Genomic DNA, 18,285 nt, shown 5'->3' with positions numbered 1-18,285 from the left:
GGCATCTGAGTGCGAGTTGTGTCACATCATGTAACCATCTTGTGACCAAAGACGGCCCGATCGAGGGTTGCAGAGTGGGGGAACCGGGTGGCACGGATGCTGCGGAAGGTTCCTCGCTCCGGGCTGGTTCCCGGGCTCTACAAACCAACCTGGAGTTAATGAATGAACCGTCGTTCTATCGCACGCAATGTGCAAAAGGGTTTCACCCTGATCGAATTGATGATCGTTGTGGCGATCATTGGTATCTTGGCTGCGGTGGCGCTGCCGGCCTATCAGGATTACACGACCCGCGCCAAGGTCAGCGAACTTCTTCTGATGGCAGCGCCGGCCAAATTGGCAGTGGCCGAAACGGCGTCGTCGTTCGGGGATCTGCAATCTGTGACGGCGACCAACAACGGCTACAGCTTCCCTGGTGCCACCAAATATGTGTCGGGCGTGACAATTGCAGCTGGGGGCGAAGTGACGGTTGCTTCACTCATTCCGGGCGCAGGCGGCAACATCGTCCTGACCCCCACGGCCGTCGCCACCGGCAGCGCTCAACTGACGTGGAAGTGCACGACGACCATCAATGTGAAGTTCGTGCCGGCTGAATGCCGCCCCTGAACTGGGTGAGCTAGCCTTGATGAAAAGCGGCCCTTCGACGGGCCGCTTTTTCGTTGATCGCTGTGCGGCGACGATGCCGCACTCGACAATCCCTCTGCATTCAGCCGGATGAACCTCTCTATCAACGTTGGACGCCGGCTCAGGTTTGCCGATGCGAACCGCAGTCTCACGCGCCCAGCGGTCTACGTCATATGCACGCTGCTCGCGGTCGCGTGGACGCTTTTCGCCGGCAAGGACGTGCCATGGGATGCGCTGCATTACCACCTGTACGCTGGTTTCAGTGCCCTCAACGATCGCTTTGCGATCGACTTCTTTCCGGTGGGGTCACTGACCTATCTGAACCCCTACGCGCATCTCCCCCTGTACCTGATGGTGCATGCGGGCTGGCCCTCGCTCGCCATCGGCATCACCTTCGCGTGCCTGCACAGCGTGATCCTGTGGATGACCTACGAACTGGCGTGCGCCGTCAGCCGCCGCAGTGATGGCACGGCCCCTATCGTGGTGACCTGGGCTGCGGTTGGGCTTGCGTTGTTCAATCCTGTGCTGCTGCAGGAAATAGGCTCGTCATTCACCGACATCACGACGGGTGCGTTGGCGCTCGGCGGATACGTCGCGATCGCAAACGCTTTCAATGGCGGCCGCCTCGGCCTTGTCGCTTTGGCTGGCGCGTTGCTCGGCGCGGCCGCGGCGTTGAAGCTGTCGAACGCGTTCCTGGCGCTTATCCCGGCACTGCCATTCGTGCTGGGCTGCGTGGCGACGGTTCGGTTGCGAGTGCGCGCCGTGCTGGTATTTACGGTCTGTGCGGGCGGGGCCGCGTTCGCTATCTTCGCGCCATGGGCATGGCGCCTTGAGCAGGCCTTCGGCAACCCGTTCTTCCCGATGTTGAACGATGTCTTTCAGCCACCCGACGCCACGACAGGGGAGATGCGCAACCAAACCGCTCCGTACATGTCGGCGATCGAAGCGCTGGGACGATTGTTCAACGCAATGCGCGACCCGCGCTTTCTACCCTCCTCTCTGACCGAAGCGCTTGCGCGGCCCTTCGACATGTTGAGCCCGCGGCGGCTGATTCACACCGAAATCATGGCGGCCGACGCGCGCTATGCTGGCCTGCTGATGCTGGTCGTGATGGGGTTGGCGGTTGGCGCGTGGCGGCGATGGCGCGGCACCACTGCGGCCGTGCAACCAAGTCGTCAGCCCTTTGCCTGTCTGGCTGCGGCGTTCCTGATCAGCTGGGTGATCTGGATCGCCATCAGTGGCAACAGCCGCTACTTTCTACCCATGGCATGCGTGGCGGCTGTGCTCCTGGCAGCGGGGCTGCATCGCGTGTTTGTCGGCGCGCCGCGTGCACTCGCCTACGCACTCGCCGTGGTCTTCGGCATCCAGGGGGTGCTGCTGTGGCAGGCAGCTGAATTCCGTTGGGGCGGGCAGCCATGGGGCGGACAATGGGCGCAGGCGACGATACCTCAGCGTCTGCAAACTGAGCCGTACCTGTATCTTCCAATGGACTCGCAATCGCAGTCGTTTCTCCTGCCGTCGCTGGCGCCTGGTTCGGCTTTCCTGGGCATCAGCACCGGCCTCACGCCGGAAGGGCCAGTCGGTCGGCGTGCCTTGGCGGTGATCGAGACCAACCTCACACGGCTGCGTACGCTCAAGCTCGTGCGGGCGATCGAAGCGGATGGGCGGCCAGTGGCGCCCGCTGCGTCGACTTTCGACTATCAACTGCGGCGTTTCGGCCTGCGCGTCGACACCTCGGACTGCGATTACATCAGCTACAAGGGCAACCCGGATGTCGTTGAGCGATCGGGGGCTCAATCCGGTCCCCGCGATCAGGTTTACCTCTATACCTGCCGCGTGGTGCCGGGGCCCAAGCAAACTGAAACCGAGCGCGAGCGCAAAGTCATTGTCGATCTGGTGCTCGATCGGGTCGAAGACGCATGTCCCTGGTTGTTCCCGTCGGGCGGGGGCAGCTACCGAAGCGGGGCCATCTGGCGCCGCAACTATGCCGACGTGGTCACCTGGGTCAACGATGAGGGCCAGGTGCGATTCGCCGACCTGATCCGTGGCGGCGGGGACGTCGTCACCATAGGAAGGGAAGAAGACTGGATCAAATCGCCGCAGAAGCTGACCTGCTGGCGCACCGAGGGTCGCGCCCATGTTGAACTCTCGAAGCGCTGAAATGATCACGCAAGTTCGGTTGTCATTGGACGACGCTGCTGTCGGGTCAAATGCAGGCCCCTCGCCAGGTTTTGGGCTGGTGGGAGGTATGGGAGAGATACCAGCCATCGAGGCCAACCTTTTGCAGCACTGCTCGAGCGGCAAGGGCGACCATACGCCGGGTGCTTCTGCAAGCGAGGCCGTCGTGCGCTCAATCTCCGACGTATCGCCGCCCCTTATATCCGCATCCATGCCCACCGTCGTCGGGGCTGGGCCACAGCTCGAATTGACGATCCTGATGCCTTGCCTCAACGAGGCGCGCACTTTGCCGACTTGCATTGGCAAGGCAAAAGCCTTCCTGGCGCTCGCCGGCATTCACGGTGAAGTGCTGGTGGCCGACAACGGCTCGACGGATGGGTCACAGAGGCTGGCTGCGTCGTGCGGCGCGCGCGTCGTCGACGTGCCGGTGCGCGGTTATGGTGCGGCACTGATCGCCGGCATCGATGCTGCGGCAGGCCGTTACGTCATCATGGGCGATGCCGACGATAGCTATGACTTCGGCGCCCTTGCCCCCTTTGTCGCCGAACTGCGCGGGGGAAATCAGCTTGTGATGGGGAACCGCTTCCGCGGTGGCATCTTGCCCAGTGCAATGCCTCCATTGCATCGCTACCTGGGCAACCCGGTGCTCAGCTTCATGGGACGGCTATTCTTCAAGTCCAAGATTGGCGACTTCCACTGCGGCTTGCGCGGCTTCGAGCGCGAAGCCATCCGACAACTTGAGCTAAGTTGTGAAGGCATGGAGTTCGCCAGCGAGATGATCGTCAAGGCATCCTTGAGCGGGCTGCGTGTCGCCGAAGTGCCGACCGTTCTTTCTCCGGACGGCCGAGATCGGCCCCCGCATTTGCGGACCTGGCGCGACGGCTGGCGGCATTTCCGATTTCTGCTGCTGTTCACGCCGCGCTGGTTGTTTCTGTATCCGGGTGCGGTGCTGACCTTGTTGAGTCTCACGCAACTGTTGCTTGCGCACTTCCACCCGGTCAACCTGGGCCGCTGGCCGGTCGGCATCCATACCCAACTGTTCGCGGCCGCAGGCATGGTGGTGGGCTATCAGACCATGCTGTTCGCCATGGGCGCTGTACTTGCTCGGCATTGCGCGCGTCTGAATACGCCGCACCCGCGGGAACGATGGGCGCTGCGCGCGGCCGGCGGAGGATGGCTGTCGGTCGGGGGAGCGCTTGCGACGCTGGCTGGATTGGCAATGTGTGCGAGCCTCACGTGGCAATGGGGGCGTACCGGCTTCGGAGCGCTGGATCCCGAGACCGCCATGCGGCAGATCATCCCCGGCGTTGCGCTGTTGTTGATGGGAACGCAATCGTTGTTGGCTGCGATTTTTTTTGCAGCGCTTCGAAGCGCTTTCGACCTGCGGCGAGGAGCCAGGCCTGCGCATGGCATCGAGCCCGAGCTCCCAGGGACATGAACGGTGTTGCAGGCTGGCCAACCGGCAGTCTGCGCTCCTGCATATCCTTGCTCCATTGAGCACTTCATCGGAACAGGCAAGTCTTGCCCACCTCTCAGCATGAGTAAAGAGAACAACCAGAGTCGTGATTGGCCATCCGAAGGCCTGGAGCATCTGCGCGCCTGCCCGATCTGCGCAGGTGAGCGCCGTCATTGCGTGCATCAGGGCTTGGCAGATCATTTGTTCAACGCACCGGGACGTTGGGATCTGTACGGCTGCGAGCAGTGCGGCACAGCCTATTTGGATCCCAGGCCCAATCGTCAAACGATCCATCTAGCGTATCAAGACTACGGAACGCACGAAAGCCAGTTGGACGATGATCCAGAGCAGCCAGGAACGGATTGGCGTGGGTCTCTCAAACAGGCCATCCTGCGCGCATACATTCGCGTGCGCTTCAGCAGCAAGCCGTTCAAGCCGAGGGATGTCTTTGCAGGCGCGATGTGGCTTCGCCCATTTTTGAGGCCGCGTTTCGATGCGGCCATGCGGCATCTTCCTGTTTCGATCAAGCCCGGCACAGTGCTGGATATTGGCTGCGGAAACGGCCGTTTCCTGGCGTGGGCACGCGTCGCGGGCTGGCAGGGTTGTGGCACCGAATTCGACACACAAGCGGCGGCAGTCGCACGCGCGAAAGGGTTCGATGTTCACGAAGGGCCTCTGGATGAATTGGTCAACAGCGGTAGCAAGTTCGATGCGGTCACCATCAGTCATGTCATCGAGCATGTGCACGAGCCATCCACGCTCTTACGAGCTGCGCGTCAATTGCTCAAACCAGGGGGGCATTTCTGGATCGAAACCCCCAACATCAATGCACGCGGCCATGCGTATTTTGGTGCGGGTTGGGCGGGACTTCATCCGCCACACCATCTCCAAGTGTTTGCACCAAAGGCGTTGGAAAGGCTGCTTCAGGACGCCGGGTTCATCGATATTCGTGTTGCTTCTTCGCAATCCGGCTGGCGGGCGATGGCTTCCTTGAGCCGACTGGCAGATCCGGCGCAAATGGGCAATATCCGTTCCCAAGCGATCCGCGAAGATATGGCGGAATTCCTGGGGCACAGCGATGCGGCACAGAGAGAGTGCATTACGCTGACGGCGACAGTGTCTGCTTGAATGGTTCTCGGCGTGTCAATCCCATCGCAATCGATGTCCGATTCCATGAGCGGCACAGTGTTCGCTGTGGTCGTTACCTACAACCCGGACGACAAGCTGGCCGACCGGTTGCAGGCCTTGCGCGAGCAAGTGCACGGGCTCTTGGTCGTGGACAACGGTTCAAACAACGCCGAAGCTGTGCATTCGATGGCGTTGCAAGCTGGGTGCTCAGTGGTCCTCAACCTCGAGAACCTTGGCATTGCCGAAGCCCTCAATCAGGGCGCCCGTGCCGCCATTCAATTTGGAGCCGAATGGCTTGCGACCTTTGATCAGGACAGCCAGGTAGCTCCGGAAGCTATTGCGCAATTGCTGGCTGCTTCTGCGACATTGCCGCAGCTAGACCGTGTCGCGATCCTGGCCATGAGCCATCGCGACCGTGGGACAGGGCGTGATTACCATCGCGCCGGCGAAATCTTGAAGGAAACGGAGCAATGGCGGTCGGTGCGCACGACCATCACATCGGGCAGCTTGGTGCGCGTATCGGTTTTCCCCCAAGTGGGATTTTTTGATACACGGCTTTTCATAGATACAGTTGATCTGGAGTTTTGTCTGCGCTGTCGCAGCCAGGGGCTGATGGTGATGGAAAACCGAGTGGTGATACTTGCCCATTCGATGGGGAATTCCACAACCCGTGTGGTATTTGGATTCCCGCTCGTGCTGACTGGGCACTCTCCGCTACGTCGCTACTACATCACCCGTAACCAGCTTGAAATGTGCCGGCGCTTCGCTGGAGCCGACCTGCGTTGGGCGTTGGGAGCGTTCTGGGATCTGACAAGTGGTAGTGCAATTACCCTGTTGCTGGAGACTGAACGTCGCGCAAAGTTGTACGCGATGCTCTCTGGACTGGGTGATTTCATGTTGCGCCGCTTTGGACGGAGAACGCGGCCGTTGTAGACGCGTGTTGGCCAGCCCACAGTTCCTCATCGGGGGCGGCTGATCAGGCCTCGGCCGGTAATCCAGCTTCCCAGCAGAAGCAGGCGCAGCAGCACATCGCCGACAAGTGATTGGCGAAAGCGCGCTGGGGTTATCAGCAGTCGCATGGCGGTTGTTGGTCTGCGGCTGTCGAAGTAAGTGTCCAGCAACTGTCGGTCCACCGCATTCAGTTCTGCGGCGTGTACAGCGCGAAAATTCTCGATCTGCTCGTACATGATATGAACCCAGTTCTTCTTGCGGAGAAAGCGCAGGATCGCGAGGTAGCGTTCCATGCCGGAGCCCATTCCAATCGCATTGGCGCCATGCTGCCGATAAAGGATGGTGGGCTCGCGATCAACGACGACCTGGCCGAACGCCGCGATGACCAGGTATAGCCACCAGTCGTGAAAATAGATGCGATCCGGGTCGCCATATTGACGCGCCAAAGGCAGGGCCGCGCGATTGATAGCACAGGTGCAACCGGTCACGATATTTTCCGTCAGCGCATTGCGAAACGACGGTGGCCGCTCCCACATTGGCGATAGACCGAGGGGGAGCAGCTGTTCGTTGACCAGCCGAAGGCGTGAGCAATACAACGCGGGTTTGTCTTGCAGCGGTGCTAGGTGTGCGGCAGCTCGCTCGATCTTGTTCGGCAGCCATACGTCGTCCTGGTCGCTCAGCATGATCAGATCTGCGTCGTCGGGCGCGGCGTCGAGTAGCTTGAAGAAGCTTCGGACGAAACCGACGTTGGGTCCGCAGGTCACCGTAATGCGCGAATCCCCGAGCGCTTGAACGCGCGCGACGGTTTCGTCGGTCGATCCATCGTCGCGCACGATCACGCGGCCGCCAGTTGGCAATTGATCGAGGATGGAGCGAAGTTGCTCTTCCACGAGGCGCTCGCCCTGCCAAGTGGACATCAATACGACGACGTTCATGGGAGTCTCCGTTCGTGGGCCCGCATATGCCCCTTAGCCCCGAACAAGGCCCGTCACCTTGCCTAACAAGTTGGTGATGTGCCACGAAACGGACTTGAACAATGTGGTGCCGCGCTCTCGCGCCTGTTTTTCGCGGGCGCGCTCGGTATCGAGTTCGGTCCCTAGCAATGCAAGTTGCTCTTGGCAATTCGTCCGACCTTCTGCCTTGCATTGCGCCATCATCTTCATCGAGGGGAGCGTGGCGATCTGTTGATCAATGCCGTCTCTGATCATTGCTTCTTGAAAACGCAACATTCGCAGCGGGTGAGTCACGGCATCGACCATCGCCTTCTCACACCAGTCCTCGACGAATCTTCGGGGCGCCTGCTTTGTACCTTGGTCCGGAATCTTTTCTAGAAGAAGGGCGAACTCGATGGCTTGAGATCTGGGGAGATGCTCAGCGAAATACATCGAATTCAATCGCCAGTGCCACGCCCCCTCTGACATTCCGGCAACCAGCAATGACGCAAACTCCTCCGGACTCCATGCATGGACGTGAATGGTGCGCCTCCGATGCAATGCGAATCGCGCCGCATCCAAAAGCTTTGGGTTGTACCACCCGCGAACTTCACGCGGGTGTATTGGTGGCTGGTTGTAGATTGCCTCGCAAAACTCACGAATGCTCGCTTCGTCTACTTCAGTCACACCCGCACGATATTTGGCAAGCGGCACCGAAAAAGGCGTGGGCATTCGCATCGCGTCGAAAGTCCGGCTTCGGTCCGGCACCACCAACAGCAGCTTTCCGCCAACGCGGAGCACCCTGGAGAACTCTGCAATGACTTCAAGCGGATTAGCGACATGCTCAATGACATGCGAGGCGACTAGTCCATCAAGAGAGCCTGATTCAAGTTGCGGCAGTCCTTCAGTATCGAGATCGATGTCGTAGTGAGATTGAATACCAGGTGGCATTCCGACTAACTCTGGAAAGTTCTTGTCCCGACCCCCTTCGACTGAGCGATCTGCATATCTAACTTTTGCAGTGGGTGCAACGACGAAGGGGCGGCTACCGGGGCCTACCTCCAAGACCTCACCATCGATAGAAAGGCCAATGAGATCGCGAGGGCTGGTGATCATGAGTCAATGGTATTGAGTTGCAAGGGACGTTTGATTCGCAACGTGCCTGCTCTTGAAGCTGTCGCTATCAATTCGACCGCGCATGCGCATCGTGATTCACCCCGCGATTGGCCGTGATCCTTTGGATCAGAGACCATGCCAGCAGAGCGAGCAACAGCACGAGTCCGAACGGCCATTGAGACGTTGAGGAGAGCTTTGTCCTCATGACAAGCGCCAGAATCGCAGCCATAAGGACTGCAGGGATCGCAAGAAGCCGGAGCGTCGAAAGCAGCGTGCCCGCCAAGTAGGAGAGAAGAAGGAAATCTATCGCAACCCTGGCGGTAAATACCGCAGCGGCGCCCACAAGGCCCCATGCTTGAAGCGCGATGTACAACGCTGCGAGGTATGGCAGCAACTCGACCATATGACTCTTTGCCACGAGATCGGGGCGCCCGCTTGCGATCAGCTTGGTGAAGGGCACGATAGCGAGGCTGTTAAGCCAGAAGGCAAGGCACAGGACTTGCATCACGTCAGCAGACTGGACGGCGAGCTCCGGTGAGATCCACCACGCGAGGAATGGCGCCGACAACAACAATCCCGCCGCCATGAGCGGCGACAGCCATACGCCGAGCGTACGCAGGCCAAACATGGCCAGCTGATGCCGTTCGGCGTCTGAGGTTGAACGGGCAAAACGAGGAAACAGGGCTTGGTTCAGTGCCGATGAAAGCAACGTAGTGCGTTCCGTCATTTGGAAGGGAATGACGTAGTAGCTGATTGACTTGGCGCCCAATTGGGCACCGATTGCAAAGCGGTCGGCAACGGTCATGAGCGGCCCAACAATTCCACTGACGGTTGTCCATCCGCCAAACCTCAGCAACTGCCAGGCGTATTGCCCATCGACCGATACCGAAGAACCCGCGAGATAGTGAGTGCCGCAGCGCAACAGCATCGGTACCAGCACGAGTAAACGAACGGCGACTACCGCGGCAACAAGTCCAGGTAGCTGAATGCCAATCGTCATTGCTACAGCCAAGGGGGCTAGCAATGCCAGCACACTGACTGATGCGCCGATCAGGTTGAGCTCTCCGAATGCATTGCGAGCCTGAAATGAACCGCTCAACACGCCTGCGAGGGTTGTCGCCGGCACCAATGCTGCGGCCCACGGCAAGGCTGCAAGGAGTTCGACACGCAAGCCGACCTCGATGGATGAGTGCTGTGTAAAGAACCACACGCCTAGAGGCTGGGCAGCGAGGGCGCCCGCCAATCCGAGTCCGAGGCTGAGCGACAGCGCCGTCCAAAGTACCTTGGCATGTTCGCTCTTCGGTTTTCCGGTCATTTGTGCGAGCTGACGGGCTGTTGCCTGGCCAATTCCCAGGTCGAACAGACCCAAATATCCGAAGAAGAGCCAGATCAGAGCCAGCACTCCAAAGCGAGTCTCCCCAATCAAGCGCAAGTAGACTGGTATTGTGAGCAGCGACACCACCAGCGGCAGAGCTTGGCCGATCAGGTTGTAGGCCGTGTGACGCTGTAGGCTCATGTGCTCGAGGAGGAGGGGCGTTGAGTTAGAAGTTCGCGGACAAGATCGCGACGCACGCGCCGAATGCGCCGAGTTCGAAACATGGACGGATGGCCCACGCAAGCTGACAGATCGAGTGAATCACGGCAAGTGTATTGCGTGGCTCAACGGACCTGGCCAAAGCTCGCCGCTGGTTGAACAGTCCGCGCGGACCGGCGGGGTTACACGGGCCTTCAAGTTTCACACGATCCGGAGTGCTAGCCATCGGGGCATCTTCAGAGTGAAAGCGACGTGCTGTTGAACACTACTTCTACTCGCAGCCTTGACCTAACTGCCAGACCATTCACCTCGCCGGGAGAAAACTCCGCGGCCATGAAAGCTTCGCGTGCGGCTTGCTCGAAAGCTGGGGGGAGTGTCGGCTCTTCGGCGTCGATGCGCTGAACGCGACCTTGCTCATCAATGAAGAGCGAAAGAATACCGACAAGTCGCTCGTCCGTTAATTCGCCAGGCGGAGCCTCGAGCGCGATGGTCGTTTTGGCAACGGGGGGCGTCGACAGTTGATTGCGTGGAATGTAGCTGTCGATCTCAACCTCGAGCGCGACAGGGGCAGGGGCAGGGGCAGGGGCAGGGGCAGGGGCAGGGGCAGGGGCAGGGGCAGGGGCCGCGAGAGATCGTGTGCGTGTTGACAGTTCCTCCTTGAGGATGGACGCGCGTCCAGATACGTGAGACGTCTCGCTCGCCGGGGGGGATGCATGAATTGGCGAAGGCAAGGAAGGAAGGGCACGAACCGTTCGCGCCTGCATGGAGCTGGCGACATGCTTGACGGGACTACTTGCCGCCCACATTGGGGCGACCGGAGAGATGCGTGTCGAAAGCATGCCGGCGTGAAGCGCCAAAGAGAGCACTGCGCTCGCACAAAATATGTATCGCATCTTCGCCTGGCCTGGCGCACACCAAGCCAGGGCCGCTTTCATCGCAGATCAGTCCACCAGCTCGCGCCAGGAGGTCCGATGCACGCTACCAGAGCCGGAGGACGTTGCCACGGGCGGCGTCTCGATCACGTTGTCGCCATTGCTCTTCTGATAAATGATGCGAGCATTGCCATTGCTGTCCTGCACCCATGTCATGCCCATGATCAATCCGTCGGTGCTCCAGAGTCCTCCGGCCGGGTTGGTGGTGACTACACCGCCATTGGCCACGTTGAGGTAGTAGCGCCAAGCCGTGCCGCCCGATGCGCAGGCATCGCCATTCGGGATGGCGGTGGCAATCGACAGGGTGCTGTATTGCAGGCCCAGGTTAGTGTTCACGCGTTCACGTGAATGCGGCAGATCGATCCACCATCCTCCCTTGGTCGACCAGTTGACCGCCGTATTGGATACCGAAGCCGCAGTGGCCGTTGCCACGGGGCCGTTCAAGGTAAATGTCTGCCTGACGAAGTTCGCAGTATCGGCGCGCACGTCGCTCCATCCGGTGGCAGTAAGTGTGTCTCTCACCGCATAGATGCTTTGCTGCGTCGAATCCGTGATGTCGGTTGCGCCGAGGTATCGACCTGTCGCAACCACGACCACCGGGCGGCCGGAGATCTCGACGGTTTCCGGTTTGGTGGTGATGGGTTGCGGCGTCGAGGCATCGACCTGGAACTTGGCGAGTCGCATCGCTGCCCGGTTGGGCGGCAGGAGCGCGTCAATATCGAAACGCCAGAGGTTGCCTTGCAAATCGCCGCCATAGAAGCGTTTGGCCGTGTTGTCGCTGGTGCTTTCGATCCAGGCGTTGATCTTTGCCAGGCCGCTCGGATCCGTGCTGCTGCCGTCGCTGGTAGCGATGTCCAGCAGCAGGGCGCCGGTATTGGCATTCAACACGTAGAGGTGACCTTTGCCATCGGCGTTGTTGTAGCCAGAGGCGAAGGTAACGATCCAGGTGCCGTCGCTGCGTTTGGCAATCACCGGGTTGCCGAAGCTGAGGCCCAGGTTGGCGTCGGTGAATTCCCAAAGGGCCTTGGGATCGTTGGGGTCGGTGATGTCGAGTGCGTAATAGCCGCGTCCACCACTGTTGAGGCCGCCAACGACGATGGTTTTCCAGGTGGTTCCGACCTTGATGTCGCCCATGACCGGCGCGCCGTCCACGGAGTATTGATGCTTCGATCCGTAGCTCGTGTCGGCCATCTTGTAGAGGTTGGGCATGACTGCGCTCGGTACGTAGGCCCAGAGCTCGGTGCCGCCCGTGTCGTTGGTGGCGGCCGAGAAGGCATGCAACATGCCGTCGTTCGACCCCACATACACCACGGGCGTACGCGCTGCCTTCGCAGTGACGAAATCAGCGTAGCCTGCGTCAGCGTACCGGAACGGCGGCTTCCCGACATGGACTGGGGCGCCGTTGATGATGTCGCCCAGCACATGATCGCGTTTGCGATAGAGCGCGGGGATGTTGGTGTTGGATGCGTCGACGCTGGCAGACTCGTGGGTACGTACGCCGCGAAGGTAGTTGACCAGGTTGGTGCCGTTGTTGGCCACGGTCTTGTTGCTGGCCGACAGCTGCGGGCACTGCGCTGCAATGAGAGTCTGGCTGCAGAGGTTGTCGAAGTAGCCTTTTTGCGTGGCGCTCAGATTTCCATACTCGAAGCTTCGCAGGGCCGAGCCATCGCTGAAATAGATTCTGCGGGACGAAGGAGTGGTCGCGTCGAGTTTCGCTTGGGCAGACCAGGTGGCGGTATTCGCAATAACGCCTGTCGAGCCGTTGATTGAGAAGGCCTGAAGATCACCGGTCCACAACTGCGTGGTGTAGCTGGCCCGGAAGACCAGGTTGTTGTCGCCGGCCACCAGTTGAAGCGAACTGGTCGAGGCGGTGGCGCCGGAGCCGGCCACTTGCTGCACCGAGGTGACGACACCGTTAATGGCTTCGCTCAGTGCACCGGCATCGAGTGCCGAGTAGTACTGGCCGCGGCCATTGACGGCTGCGTGCCACAGGTCGTCGACGTTGGTGGCGTTGCCACCCTCGCCGTTGTTCAGATCCGCGCCCTCCGGCACAGGCCAAGTCAAGGCGCCGCTGGTCAGGTCGGCGTAGGTGCCGGTGGTCTGGGTCAGGTAGTTCTTGTCGTAAGGCAGCGTGCCGCTCACGCCGAGGCCGATCGTGAACGAGTTCATGTGCTGCCATGCAGCCCTGTCGTTACCGACCGGTCGCACGATGTTGCTGCAAACATCCTGGTTGCTGCCGGAACTGCTTGAGGTGCAATTGCCGAGCGCACTCGTGCGCAGGTCTGTTGCAAAGTAGTATTGGGCAACGTCGGCCAGTGTGTTGCCGGTGCCGCCAGATGTGGACGGCGTTTGAGTGGGTGTGCCTGCAACGGCCGGCTGGCGAACCGGGGGCGAATTGGATGTGACCGCTGGTGTAGACCATGCACTCCAGCCTCCAGGGGCCGGATTCGAATAGGTCGTCTGGTCATCTCCCTTTGCGGTCTGGTAGGTCGAGGTCGATGTCCCAGTTGTGAAACTGCTGTCAACAGTGGGAGGACCATTGCCGGTGAACGTCTCGGTTGGCGTCGCGGTGTTGATCCAGGTGGAGGTGGTGCGCGGGCTGGTGCTTCTGGATGTCTCGACACCATCGGTTGTCACGACCGTCTCGGTGTAGGACTCGGTTGCAGATTGCGGCGTTGTACGGGTCCGGGTTTGCGTCTCGGTGTAGCGCTGATTTGTGCGCGTAGTGACGAGGTACTTCCCCTTGTTCGGATTGTTAGTCTTGGGCGTTGAAGAAACCGTGACGGAGGTGCGCGTCCAGTCTCTGGATTGGGACTGGGTGGAAAGCGCATTCTGGGTCAGCGCCACGGTGTAGGGTGTCACCGTGGTAACGATCAACCGCGTGTCATCCCGCATCGGGCGGGCTTCGCTACCGTCTTGTTGCCCAATTTCGCTGGTACCGTTGAGCTTCAAGCCCTTGGCCTTGTTCCAGTAGCCGTCTGTAGAAAGCAGTGCGTAGTTGCGTTGGCAGGAGTACTGGACTGGATCGTAGCTTTGATCTGGGGCCTTGTTGGCGAAGTAGCGCCCTGCTTTGGACAAGGCTGCGCGCAAGGGTGTCCAGCCATTCGGCGAGGCGTTGTAGAGGCTGCTGTAGAAGTTGGCCTTCTGGTCGCTATCGAAATCCTTGACGTCCCGAAAGTAGTTGCTGCCATCTACAGCAGTTCCATCGCTGATCGTGCTGAAGCCAACGCGATAGCTCGAGTCGAGCACCGAGATCGCCCGCCCCATGGCGGTGCGCATCAACAGGTAGCGCTTGCGGTAGTACGAGTACCAGTTGGCGTAGTTTTGAGCGTCGTTGGAAGCGCTGGTGACCGTGACGAGGGTAAAAACGCTGCTCGACGAGTCAGTCGAAGTTCGGCACTCGTTGTAGAAGGTGTTCCGGACGGCGCCACTGCTGGTGTATATCCAGCCCATCTTGGGCTGCGTGCCGCTGTAGGTGTAGTAGTACCGGTTGTTGAGGTTTGTGGTGCCACTCGACGTGTCATAACCATCGACACGTGCCGCTGTAAAAACTGCATTGGGGTAGGACGTCCCATCAGCGTTGAGCGGTGGCGCATAGGTCATCAACGGATCGTAGGCCACGCCATTGCACTGCGCGGAGCGGTATCCATACCTGCCGTTGCCACTGCCGTTGGACATTTCGTCTGGCATGTAGTCGCTGTCCATGCTTCCCGAGTCATCGAGAACGAACAACAGATTCGGCTTGGCTTGAACCGCAGGGAGTGTTGCCAGCGGCTGGTTCGAGAGGTCGGTGGGTGCCGCTTCGATCACGGGAGCGAACGACCCCAGCAGCAACGCGCAGACCATCACCGCACAACAGATGGCCTGCCTTTTGTACTTGCGGTCGAGGGCAGGATTGGATCTATTTGTCATGATGTTGAGTTCTTTGTGTCTCGCGCCGGAGGAGGCGCTTCCTCATCAGAAATGCACAATGGTTTCGGTGAAGCTGGCGGTGTTGCGCGCGCCCAGCACGCGGACCACGATGCGGTAGTACGGGCCGGATGCACCACCGGGAAACGGCTGTTCGGCGTAGTTCATCTCGCCCTTCTTGCTCACGTTGGCGCCGCCACCTGAAATCGGTTTGGCGCAACTGATACTCGCGTCGGTGACGTAGTTGCCCGGTTTGGAGCACAGTCTGAAGATGACGAATCGGGCGTTGTTGCTGTTGATGACGCCAGCATCCGCCGTGGTGACGGTGCAGCCGTTGTAGGTGCCCGTCGTGGCGGACTGGCAGGTGTTGCCGTCCCAGTCGATCAGTTGGCGGTTGTTGCTTGTCGCGAGTTGCCGGCCAGTGACATCAATGGGCGGTTTTGCCGTGACCCCATCGGCAGCAAGCTCCTGCGTGCTTGCGTAGTAGCCGCTCGATGCCGCATCGGTGTTCAGGCTGGCGCTGTTGGCGGTCAGCCAATCAATGGCCTGGCGTGCAGCTTGGTCTGCTGCAGAGGTGGCATCCTGCTTGAAGCCCATGTTGCCCAGAAGCAGCGTGCTGGTATCCACCGAACGCACCAGTGCCAACGTTGCAAGCAAAAGCGCAACCAGCGTCAGCAGGGCAAAAAGCAGTGAGACGCCGCGCTGTGCGCGTCGTCGTGGGGAAAGATTCAAAGGCCTGATTTGCATGGCGATGACTCAGGAGTTCCAGAGGACGTTGCGCAGCGGCACGATCGTGTCGTAGACCTTGAAGCGATAGTGTTGCCATTCGGCGACCTGGCTCACTCGCAGTGCAATGCACTTGCTGGTGCCGTGGCAGGTTGCGGTGCCGGCGATGGTGGCGTTGGCACCGACGTCCCATTGGGGGGCATTCGCTGTGACGATCTCTTTTTCGTACTGATTGCTGCGCGCCACCACCGCGATACGGATCGCGAGCACCTGGAGCCAGCCCACGTTGGTGGTCGGCGTCACGTTGTCGTAGGTGTCGACGACGCCGTCGCCATTGGTGTCCTTGCCGTACAGGGCCTGGAGGTTGACGATCTGCGGATAGAGTTCCAACGGCGGATCGGTCAGTGCTCCATTCACCGGAGAGCGTTCGACCATCTGGAGGCTGTGGGCACTGCTGATCGAGTAACTGCGATAGACCATCGAACCCATGTTCAGCAGATAGCTGCCTGACATGTATCCACTCGCCGGAAATATGCTGTTCTGATTCCACTTGCTCGCAGCGGTGGCGGCGTGGGGCACGCGCGTAGGGCCCAGGGTCGTGGCGGGGGATGTGGTGTCGTTGGTCACGGTGAAGAGCGTGCACCCCACGCCGGAACCTTGGAGTTTCGGCACGGCAATCATCATGTTGCCGACCGAGGCTCCCAATGAGGACGCCACTTCGAAATAGTTGCTGGACTGCGGGTGCTCCTCCTTGAGGACCATGGGTACGGAAAAGTTGGTGGTCTGACCCTGCAAGACGGTGATCGTGTCCGGCGCGTCGGTGTCGGTGCTGGTGCCGTTGGTGATGACCACGGGTGCCAGCGGAAAAACGAACGACGCGCCGCCGGCGTCGTACTTCCCCGTCACTGAACAGCCGAGGGCATCCGGGCTGGCGGCCGCACCGTAGCCAGCCATCTGCACGTCGCGTTGGAGGGTGAACAGCGACAACGCGCCGTTGACCTGCGCATCGCTGCCCATCGTGATGGAGCGCTTCTTGCCTTCGGCCAGCGCGAGCACCTGGCTGATGACCAGCACTGTGAGAAGTCCCAGGACGAGGCCGACCATGAGCTCGACCAGCGTGAAGCCGCGCTGGGAAGGACACTTGGCGACGGGGGATTGGTGAATGGTGCGCATCTCAGTTCGCAGCCTTGGCGACGGTGGTGTGGGTGACGTACTGATGTGTTTCACCACCCGGCATCGTCCAGCTGATGGTGACGGCGACATCGCCAGAGGTCGCATTGACCGTGACTGCACCGGTCCCACCAGGCAGGCTGCTGCCGACTTTGCTCTGCCATTCGCTGCATCGAGCTTGGGAGGCGCAGCCGGCGCCGTCATAGCTCGCGAGATTGGCAAGATCGGACCACATGCGTCCGTTCAGTTCGCTGGCCAGGTAAGCGGCATCGGCGCGCACCTTGGAAGCGGTTTGGGCGCGTGTCATCGATGCCTGCAGGCCTACCAAGCCGAGCACGCCGAGCATGAAGATCAGCAATGCCACGAGCACTTCGATCAAGGCGATGCCTCGAGCGTGCCGTGCTTGGCGGGACGTGCACCGCATCGGGCGAAGCCGGTCGGTCGCACGCACGCGATTCATTCGATTCAGCATTTACGGGGATCCTTTGCCGCGCTGTCGACGATGGCCGGCTCGCACATGCGCACCGAGCCGGAGGGCGAGACAACGATGCGCAACGCTCGGGCGCCAGTGGTGGTCCCGGTCACGTCAATCTGGCCAATGGCGTCGGTGTTGGCAACGCGTCCGAATCCGTTGAATGTGACGCGCGTGCCCTCGGTCGAGCCGTCAGCGGATTGCACGGCCGCCACCGAGACTCGTCCCCCACTGTCCCCAGATGCGCGTCCTGTGACGATCATGGGGGAGCTGTTCGTGGACGGCGCATCTGCGCAATGTCCGACCGGCGAATTCACGCTCACGATCCAGGCGCCGCTGGCACCCGAGAGAGAACAGTCATCGCTCAGCACCGCAGGGTCGTTGAGCGACACCAGCCACAGCGACACGCTCTGATTGCGCCGCACAGCTTCGCCGCGCGCCAGTTGGAGCCCGTTTTGCAGCGAATCGGCAACGTTGCGGATGCGGGTGTTCTCCAGCCATGAGCCGATGCTCGGCATCGCAGCGAAGAGGATCAGCGCCAGCACCGCGATGGTGACGACCAGCTCGACCAGTGTGAAGCCGCGTTGACGCACGGTGATCGGCATGGTTCGATCAGCAGGCATTGGTGCTGGTAAGCCAGCACGGTTGCGTCACGGTGCTGCCCTTGAATTGGGTGGTGGCTCGGTCGCCGTTCTGGTTGATGGTGTACGTATGGCCGACCGCCCGTCCCGCGCTGCCTGTGGCAGTGATGACATAGTTCTGCTGGCTGGCGGACGTCGAGCAGGTGTAGCCGAAGTACTTGGCACCGGAAGGCGTAAAGGCGGCCGCCGCGTTGGCGGCGCAATTGGTTCCCGAGGGCCCGTAGTTCCGGTTGTCCTGGTAGTACTGCTCCATCGTCGCCCGATAGGCGGAAAGCGTATTGAACGCCTCAGGCAGTTGCCCGCGTCGAACGTAGTCGTTGTAGCTCGGGAGCGCGATGGCAGCCAGGATGCCGATGACGGCCACGACGATCATGACCTCGATGAGGGTGAAGCCCTGCAAGCTGCGGCGCCGCGCGGCAGCCGCTTTCACGGCGAATTGTTGTCTGGTCATCGAACAGGCCTCTCGGCTGCCGCTGCGGTGGCCGAGCGACAGGCAATGGTTATTTAGGATTGTTATAG

The 18,285-nt window shown here is 60.6% G+C and carries 14 protein-coding genes; 5 read left to right on the top strand and 9 right to left on the bottom strand.

All coding sequences use genetic code 11. The features are described 5' to 3' along the window. The first annotated feature begins 162 nt into the window (after positions 1-162). The 5 genes from AC1RAD_RS23830 (at position 163) to AC1RAD_RS23810 (ending at position 6,316) form a co-directional block, all read left to right on the top strand. Entirely contained in the window at positions 163-603 is a 441-nt protein-coding gene (locus tag AC1RAD_RS23830) for a pilin (RefSeq protein WP_062475320.1), read from the top strand. 108 nt (positions 604-711) lie between these two features. Next, positions 712-2,781, top strand: coding sequence for a hypothetical protein (locus AC1RAD_RS23825; RefSeq protein ID WP_062475318.1), 2,070 nt, complete (start codon positions 712-714; stop codon positions 2,779-2,781). 229 nt (positions 2,782-3,010) lie between these two features. Further along, positions 3,011-4,237, top strand: coding sequence for a glycosyltransferase family 2 protein (locus tag AC1RAD_RS23820; protein WP_062475359.1), 1,227 nt, complete (start codon positions 3,011-3,013; stop codon positions 4,235-4,237). A 99-nt stretch (positions 4,238-4,336) separates the two neighbouring features. Then, complete coding sequence (locus AC1RAD_RS23815) at positions 4,337-5,383, top strand: class I SAM-dependent methyltransferase (RefSeq protein WP_082818140.1); 1,047 nt, start codon at positions 4,337-4,339, stop codon at positions 5,381-5,383. Between the two features lie 33 nt (positions 5,384-5,416). Then, complete coding sequence (locus AC1RAD_RS23810) at positions 5,417-6,316, top strand: glycosyltransferase family 2 protein (protein WP_062475316.1); 900 nt, start codon at positions 5,417-5,419, stop codon at positions 6,314-6,316. A gap of 26 nt (positions 6,317-6,342) precedes the next feature. Here the strand turns inward: AC1RAD_RS23810 and AC1RAD_RS23805 are convergent, their stop codons facing one another. The 9 genes from AC1RAD_RS23805 to AC1RAD_RS23765 all read right to left on the bottom strand — a co-directional run bounded on the left by AC1RAD_RS23805 (position 6,343) and on the right by AC1RAD_RS23765 (position 18,217). Further along, complete coding sequence (locus AC1RAD_RS23805) at positions 6,343-7,269, bottom strand: glycosyltransferase family 2 protein (protein WP_062475314.1); 927 nt, start codon at positions 7,267-7,269, stop codon at positions 6,343-6,345. A 33-nt stretch (positions 7,270-7,302) separates the two neighbouring features. Then, positions 7,303-8,382, bottom strand: coding sequence for a methyltransferase domain-containing protein (locus tag AC1RAD_RS23800; RefSeq protein WP_082818138.1), 1,080 nt, complete (start codon positions 8,380-8,382; stop codon positions 7,303-7,305). A 67-nt stretch (positions 8,383-8,449) separates the two neighbouring features. Beyond that, positions 8,450-9,898: an oligosaccharide flippase family protein gene (locus AC1RAD_RS23795; RefSeq protein WP_492737526.1), complete on the bottom strand. Its 1,449-nt coding sequence runs from the start codon at positions 9,896-9,898 to the stop codon at positions 8,450-8,452. A gap of 959 nt (positions 9,899-10,857) precedes the next feature. Next, positions 10,858-14,760 carry a pilus assembly protein gene (locus tag AC1RAD_RS23790; RefSeq protein WP_492737524.1) on the bottom strand — a complete coding sequence of 1,301 codons (3,903 nt, stop codon included), beginning with the start codon at positions 14,758-14,760 and terminating at the stop codon, positions 10,858-10,860. A 45-nt stretch (positions 14,761-14,805) separates the two neighbouring features. Continuing rightward, positions 14,806-15,504 (bottom strand): pilus assembly protein PilX, encoded by a 699-nt coding sequence (locus AC1RAD_RS23785; RefSeq protein WP_157627368.1) that lies wholly within the window; start codon positions 15,502-15,504, stop codon positions 14,806-14,808. 9 nt (positions 15,505-15,513) lie between these two features. Continuing rightward, positions 15,514-16,656 carry a PilW family protein gene (locus AC1RAD_RS23780; RefSeq protein WP_492737522.1) on the bottom strand — a complete coding sequence of 381 codons (1,143 nt, stop codon included), beginning with the start codon at positions 16,654-16,656 and terminating at the stop codon, positions 15,514-15,516. A gap of 1 nt (position 16,657) precedes the next feature. Then, positions 16,658-17,077 (bottom strand): type IV pilus modification PilV family protein, encoded by a 420-nt coding sequence (locus tag AC1RAD_RS23775; protein WP_492698622.1) that lies wholly within the window; start codon positions 17,075-17,077, stop codon positions 16,658-16,660. Between the two features lie 41 nt (positions 17,078-17,118). Continuing rightward, the gene (locus AC1RAD_RS23770) at positions 17,119-17,730 is read right to left on the bottom strand and encodes a GspH/FimT family pseudopilin (RefSeq protein WP_062475297.1); all 612 of its coding nucleotides are present in this window, start codon (positions 17,728-17,730) and stop codon (positions 17,119-17,121) included. A gap of 7 nt (positions 17,731-17,737) precedes the next feature. Then, complete coding sequence (locus AC1RAD_RS23765) at positions 17,738-18,217, bottom strand: type IV pilin protein (RefSeq protein ID WP_492737520.1); 480 nt, start codon at positions 18,215-18,217, stop codon at positions 17,738-17,740. Positions 18,218-18,285 lie beyond the last annotated feature (68 nt).

Source organism: Variovorax sp. GW823-FHT04B03 (genome assembly GCF_058796495.1).
Note: the sequence above shows the minus strand (reverse complement) of the source record. Positions and strands in the feature narration are given on the sequence as shown.

Coding starts and splice junctions, on each gene's coding strand:
- AC1RAD_RS23815 (WP_082818140.1), top strand. CDS start 4,337: ATGAGTAAAGAGAACAACCAGAGTCGTGATTGGCCATCCGAAGGCCTG.
- AC1RAD_RS23825 (WP_062475318.1), top strand. CDS start 712: ATGAACCTCTCTATCAACGTTGGACGCCGGCTCAGGTTTGCCGATGCG.
- AC1RAD_RS23790 (WP_492737524.1), bottom strand. CDS start 14,760: ATGACAAATAGATCCAATCCTGCCCTCGACCGCAAGTACAAAAGGCAG.
- AC1RAD_RS23780 (WP_492737522.1), bottom strand. CDS start 16,656: ATGCGCACCATTCACCAATCCCCCGTCGCCAAGTGTCCTTCCCAGCGC.
- AC1RAD_RS23770 (WP_062475297.1), bottom strand. CDS start 17,730: ATGCCGATCACCGTGCGTCAACGCGGCTTCACACTGGTCGAGCTGGTC.
- AC1RAD_RS23785 (WP_157627368.1), bottom strand. CDS start 15,504: ATGCAAATCAGGCCTTTGAATCTTTCCCCACGACGACGCGCACAGCGC.
- AC1RAD_RS23820 (WP_062475359.1), top strand. CDS start 3,011: ATGCCCACCGTCGTCGGGGCTGGGCCACAGCTCGAATTGACGATCCTG.
- AC1RAD_RS23810 (WP_062475316.1), top strand. CDS start 5,417: ATGTCCGATTCCATGAGCGGCACAGTGTTCGCTGTGGTCGTTACCTAC.
- AC1RAD_RS23800 (WP_082818138.1), bottom strand. CDS start 8,382: ATGATCACCAGCCCTCGCGATCTCATTGGCCTTTCTATCGATGGTGAG.
- AC1RAD_RS23765 (WP_492737520.1), bottom strand. CDS start 18,217: ATGACCAGACAACAATTCGCCGTGAAAGCGGCTGCCGCGCGGCGCCGC.
- AC1RAD_RS23775 (WP_492698622.1), bottom strand. CDS start 17,077: ATGCGGTGCACGTCCCGCCAAGCACGGCACGCTCGAGGCATCGCCTTG.
- AC1RAD_RS23795 (WP_492737526.1), bottom strand. CDS start 9,898: ATGAGCCTACAGCGTCACACGGCCTACAACCTGATCGGCCAAGCTCTG.
- AC1RAD_RS23830 (WP_062475320.1), top strand. CDS start 163: ATGAACCGTCGTTCTATCGCACGCAATGTGCAAAAGGGTTTCACCCTG.
- AC1RAD_RS23805 (WP_062475314.1), bottom strand. CDS start 7,269: ATGAACGTCGTCGTATTGATGTCCACTTGGCAGGGCGAGCGCCTCGTG.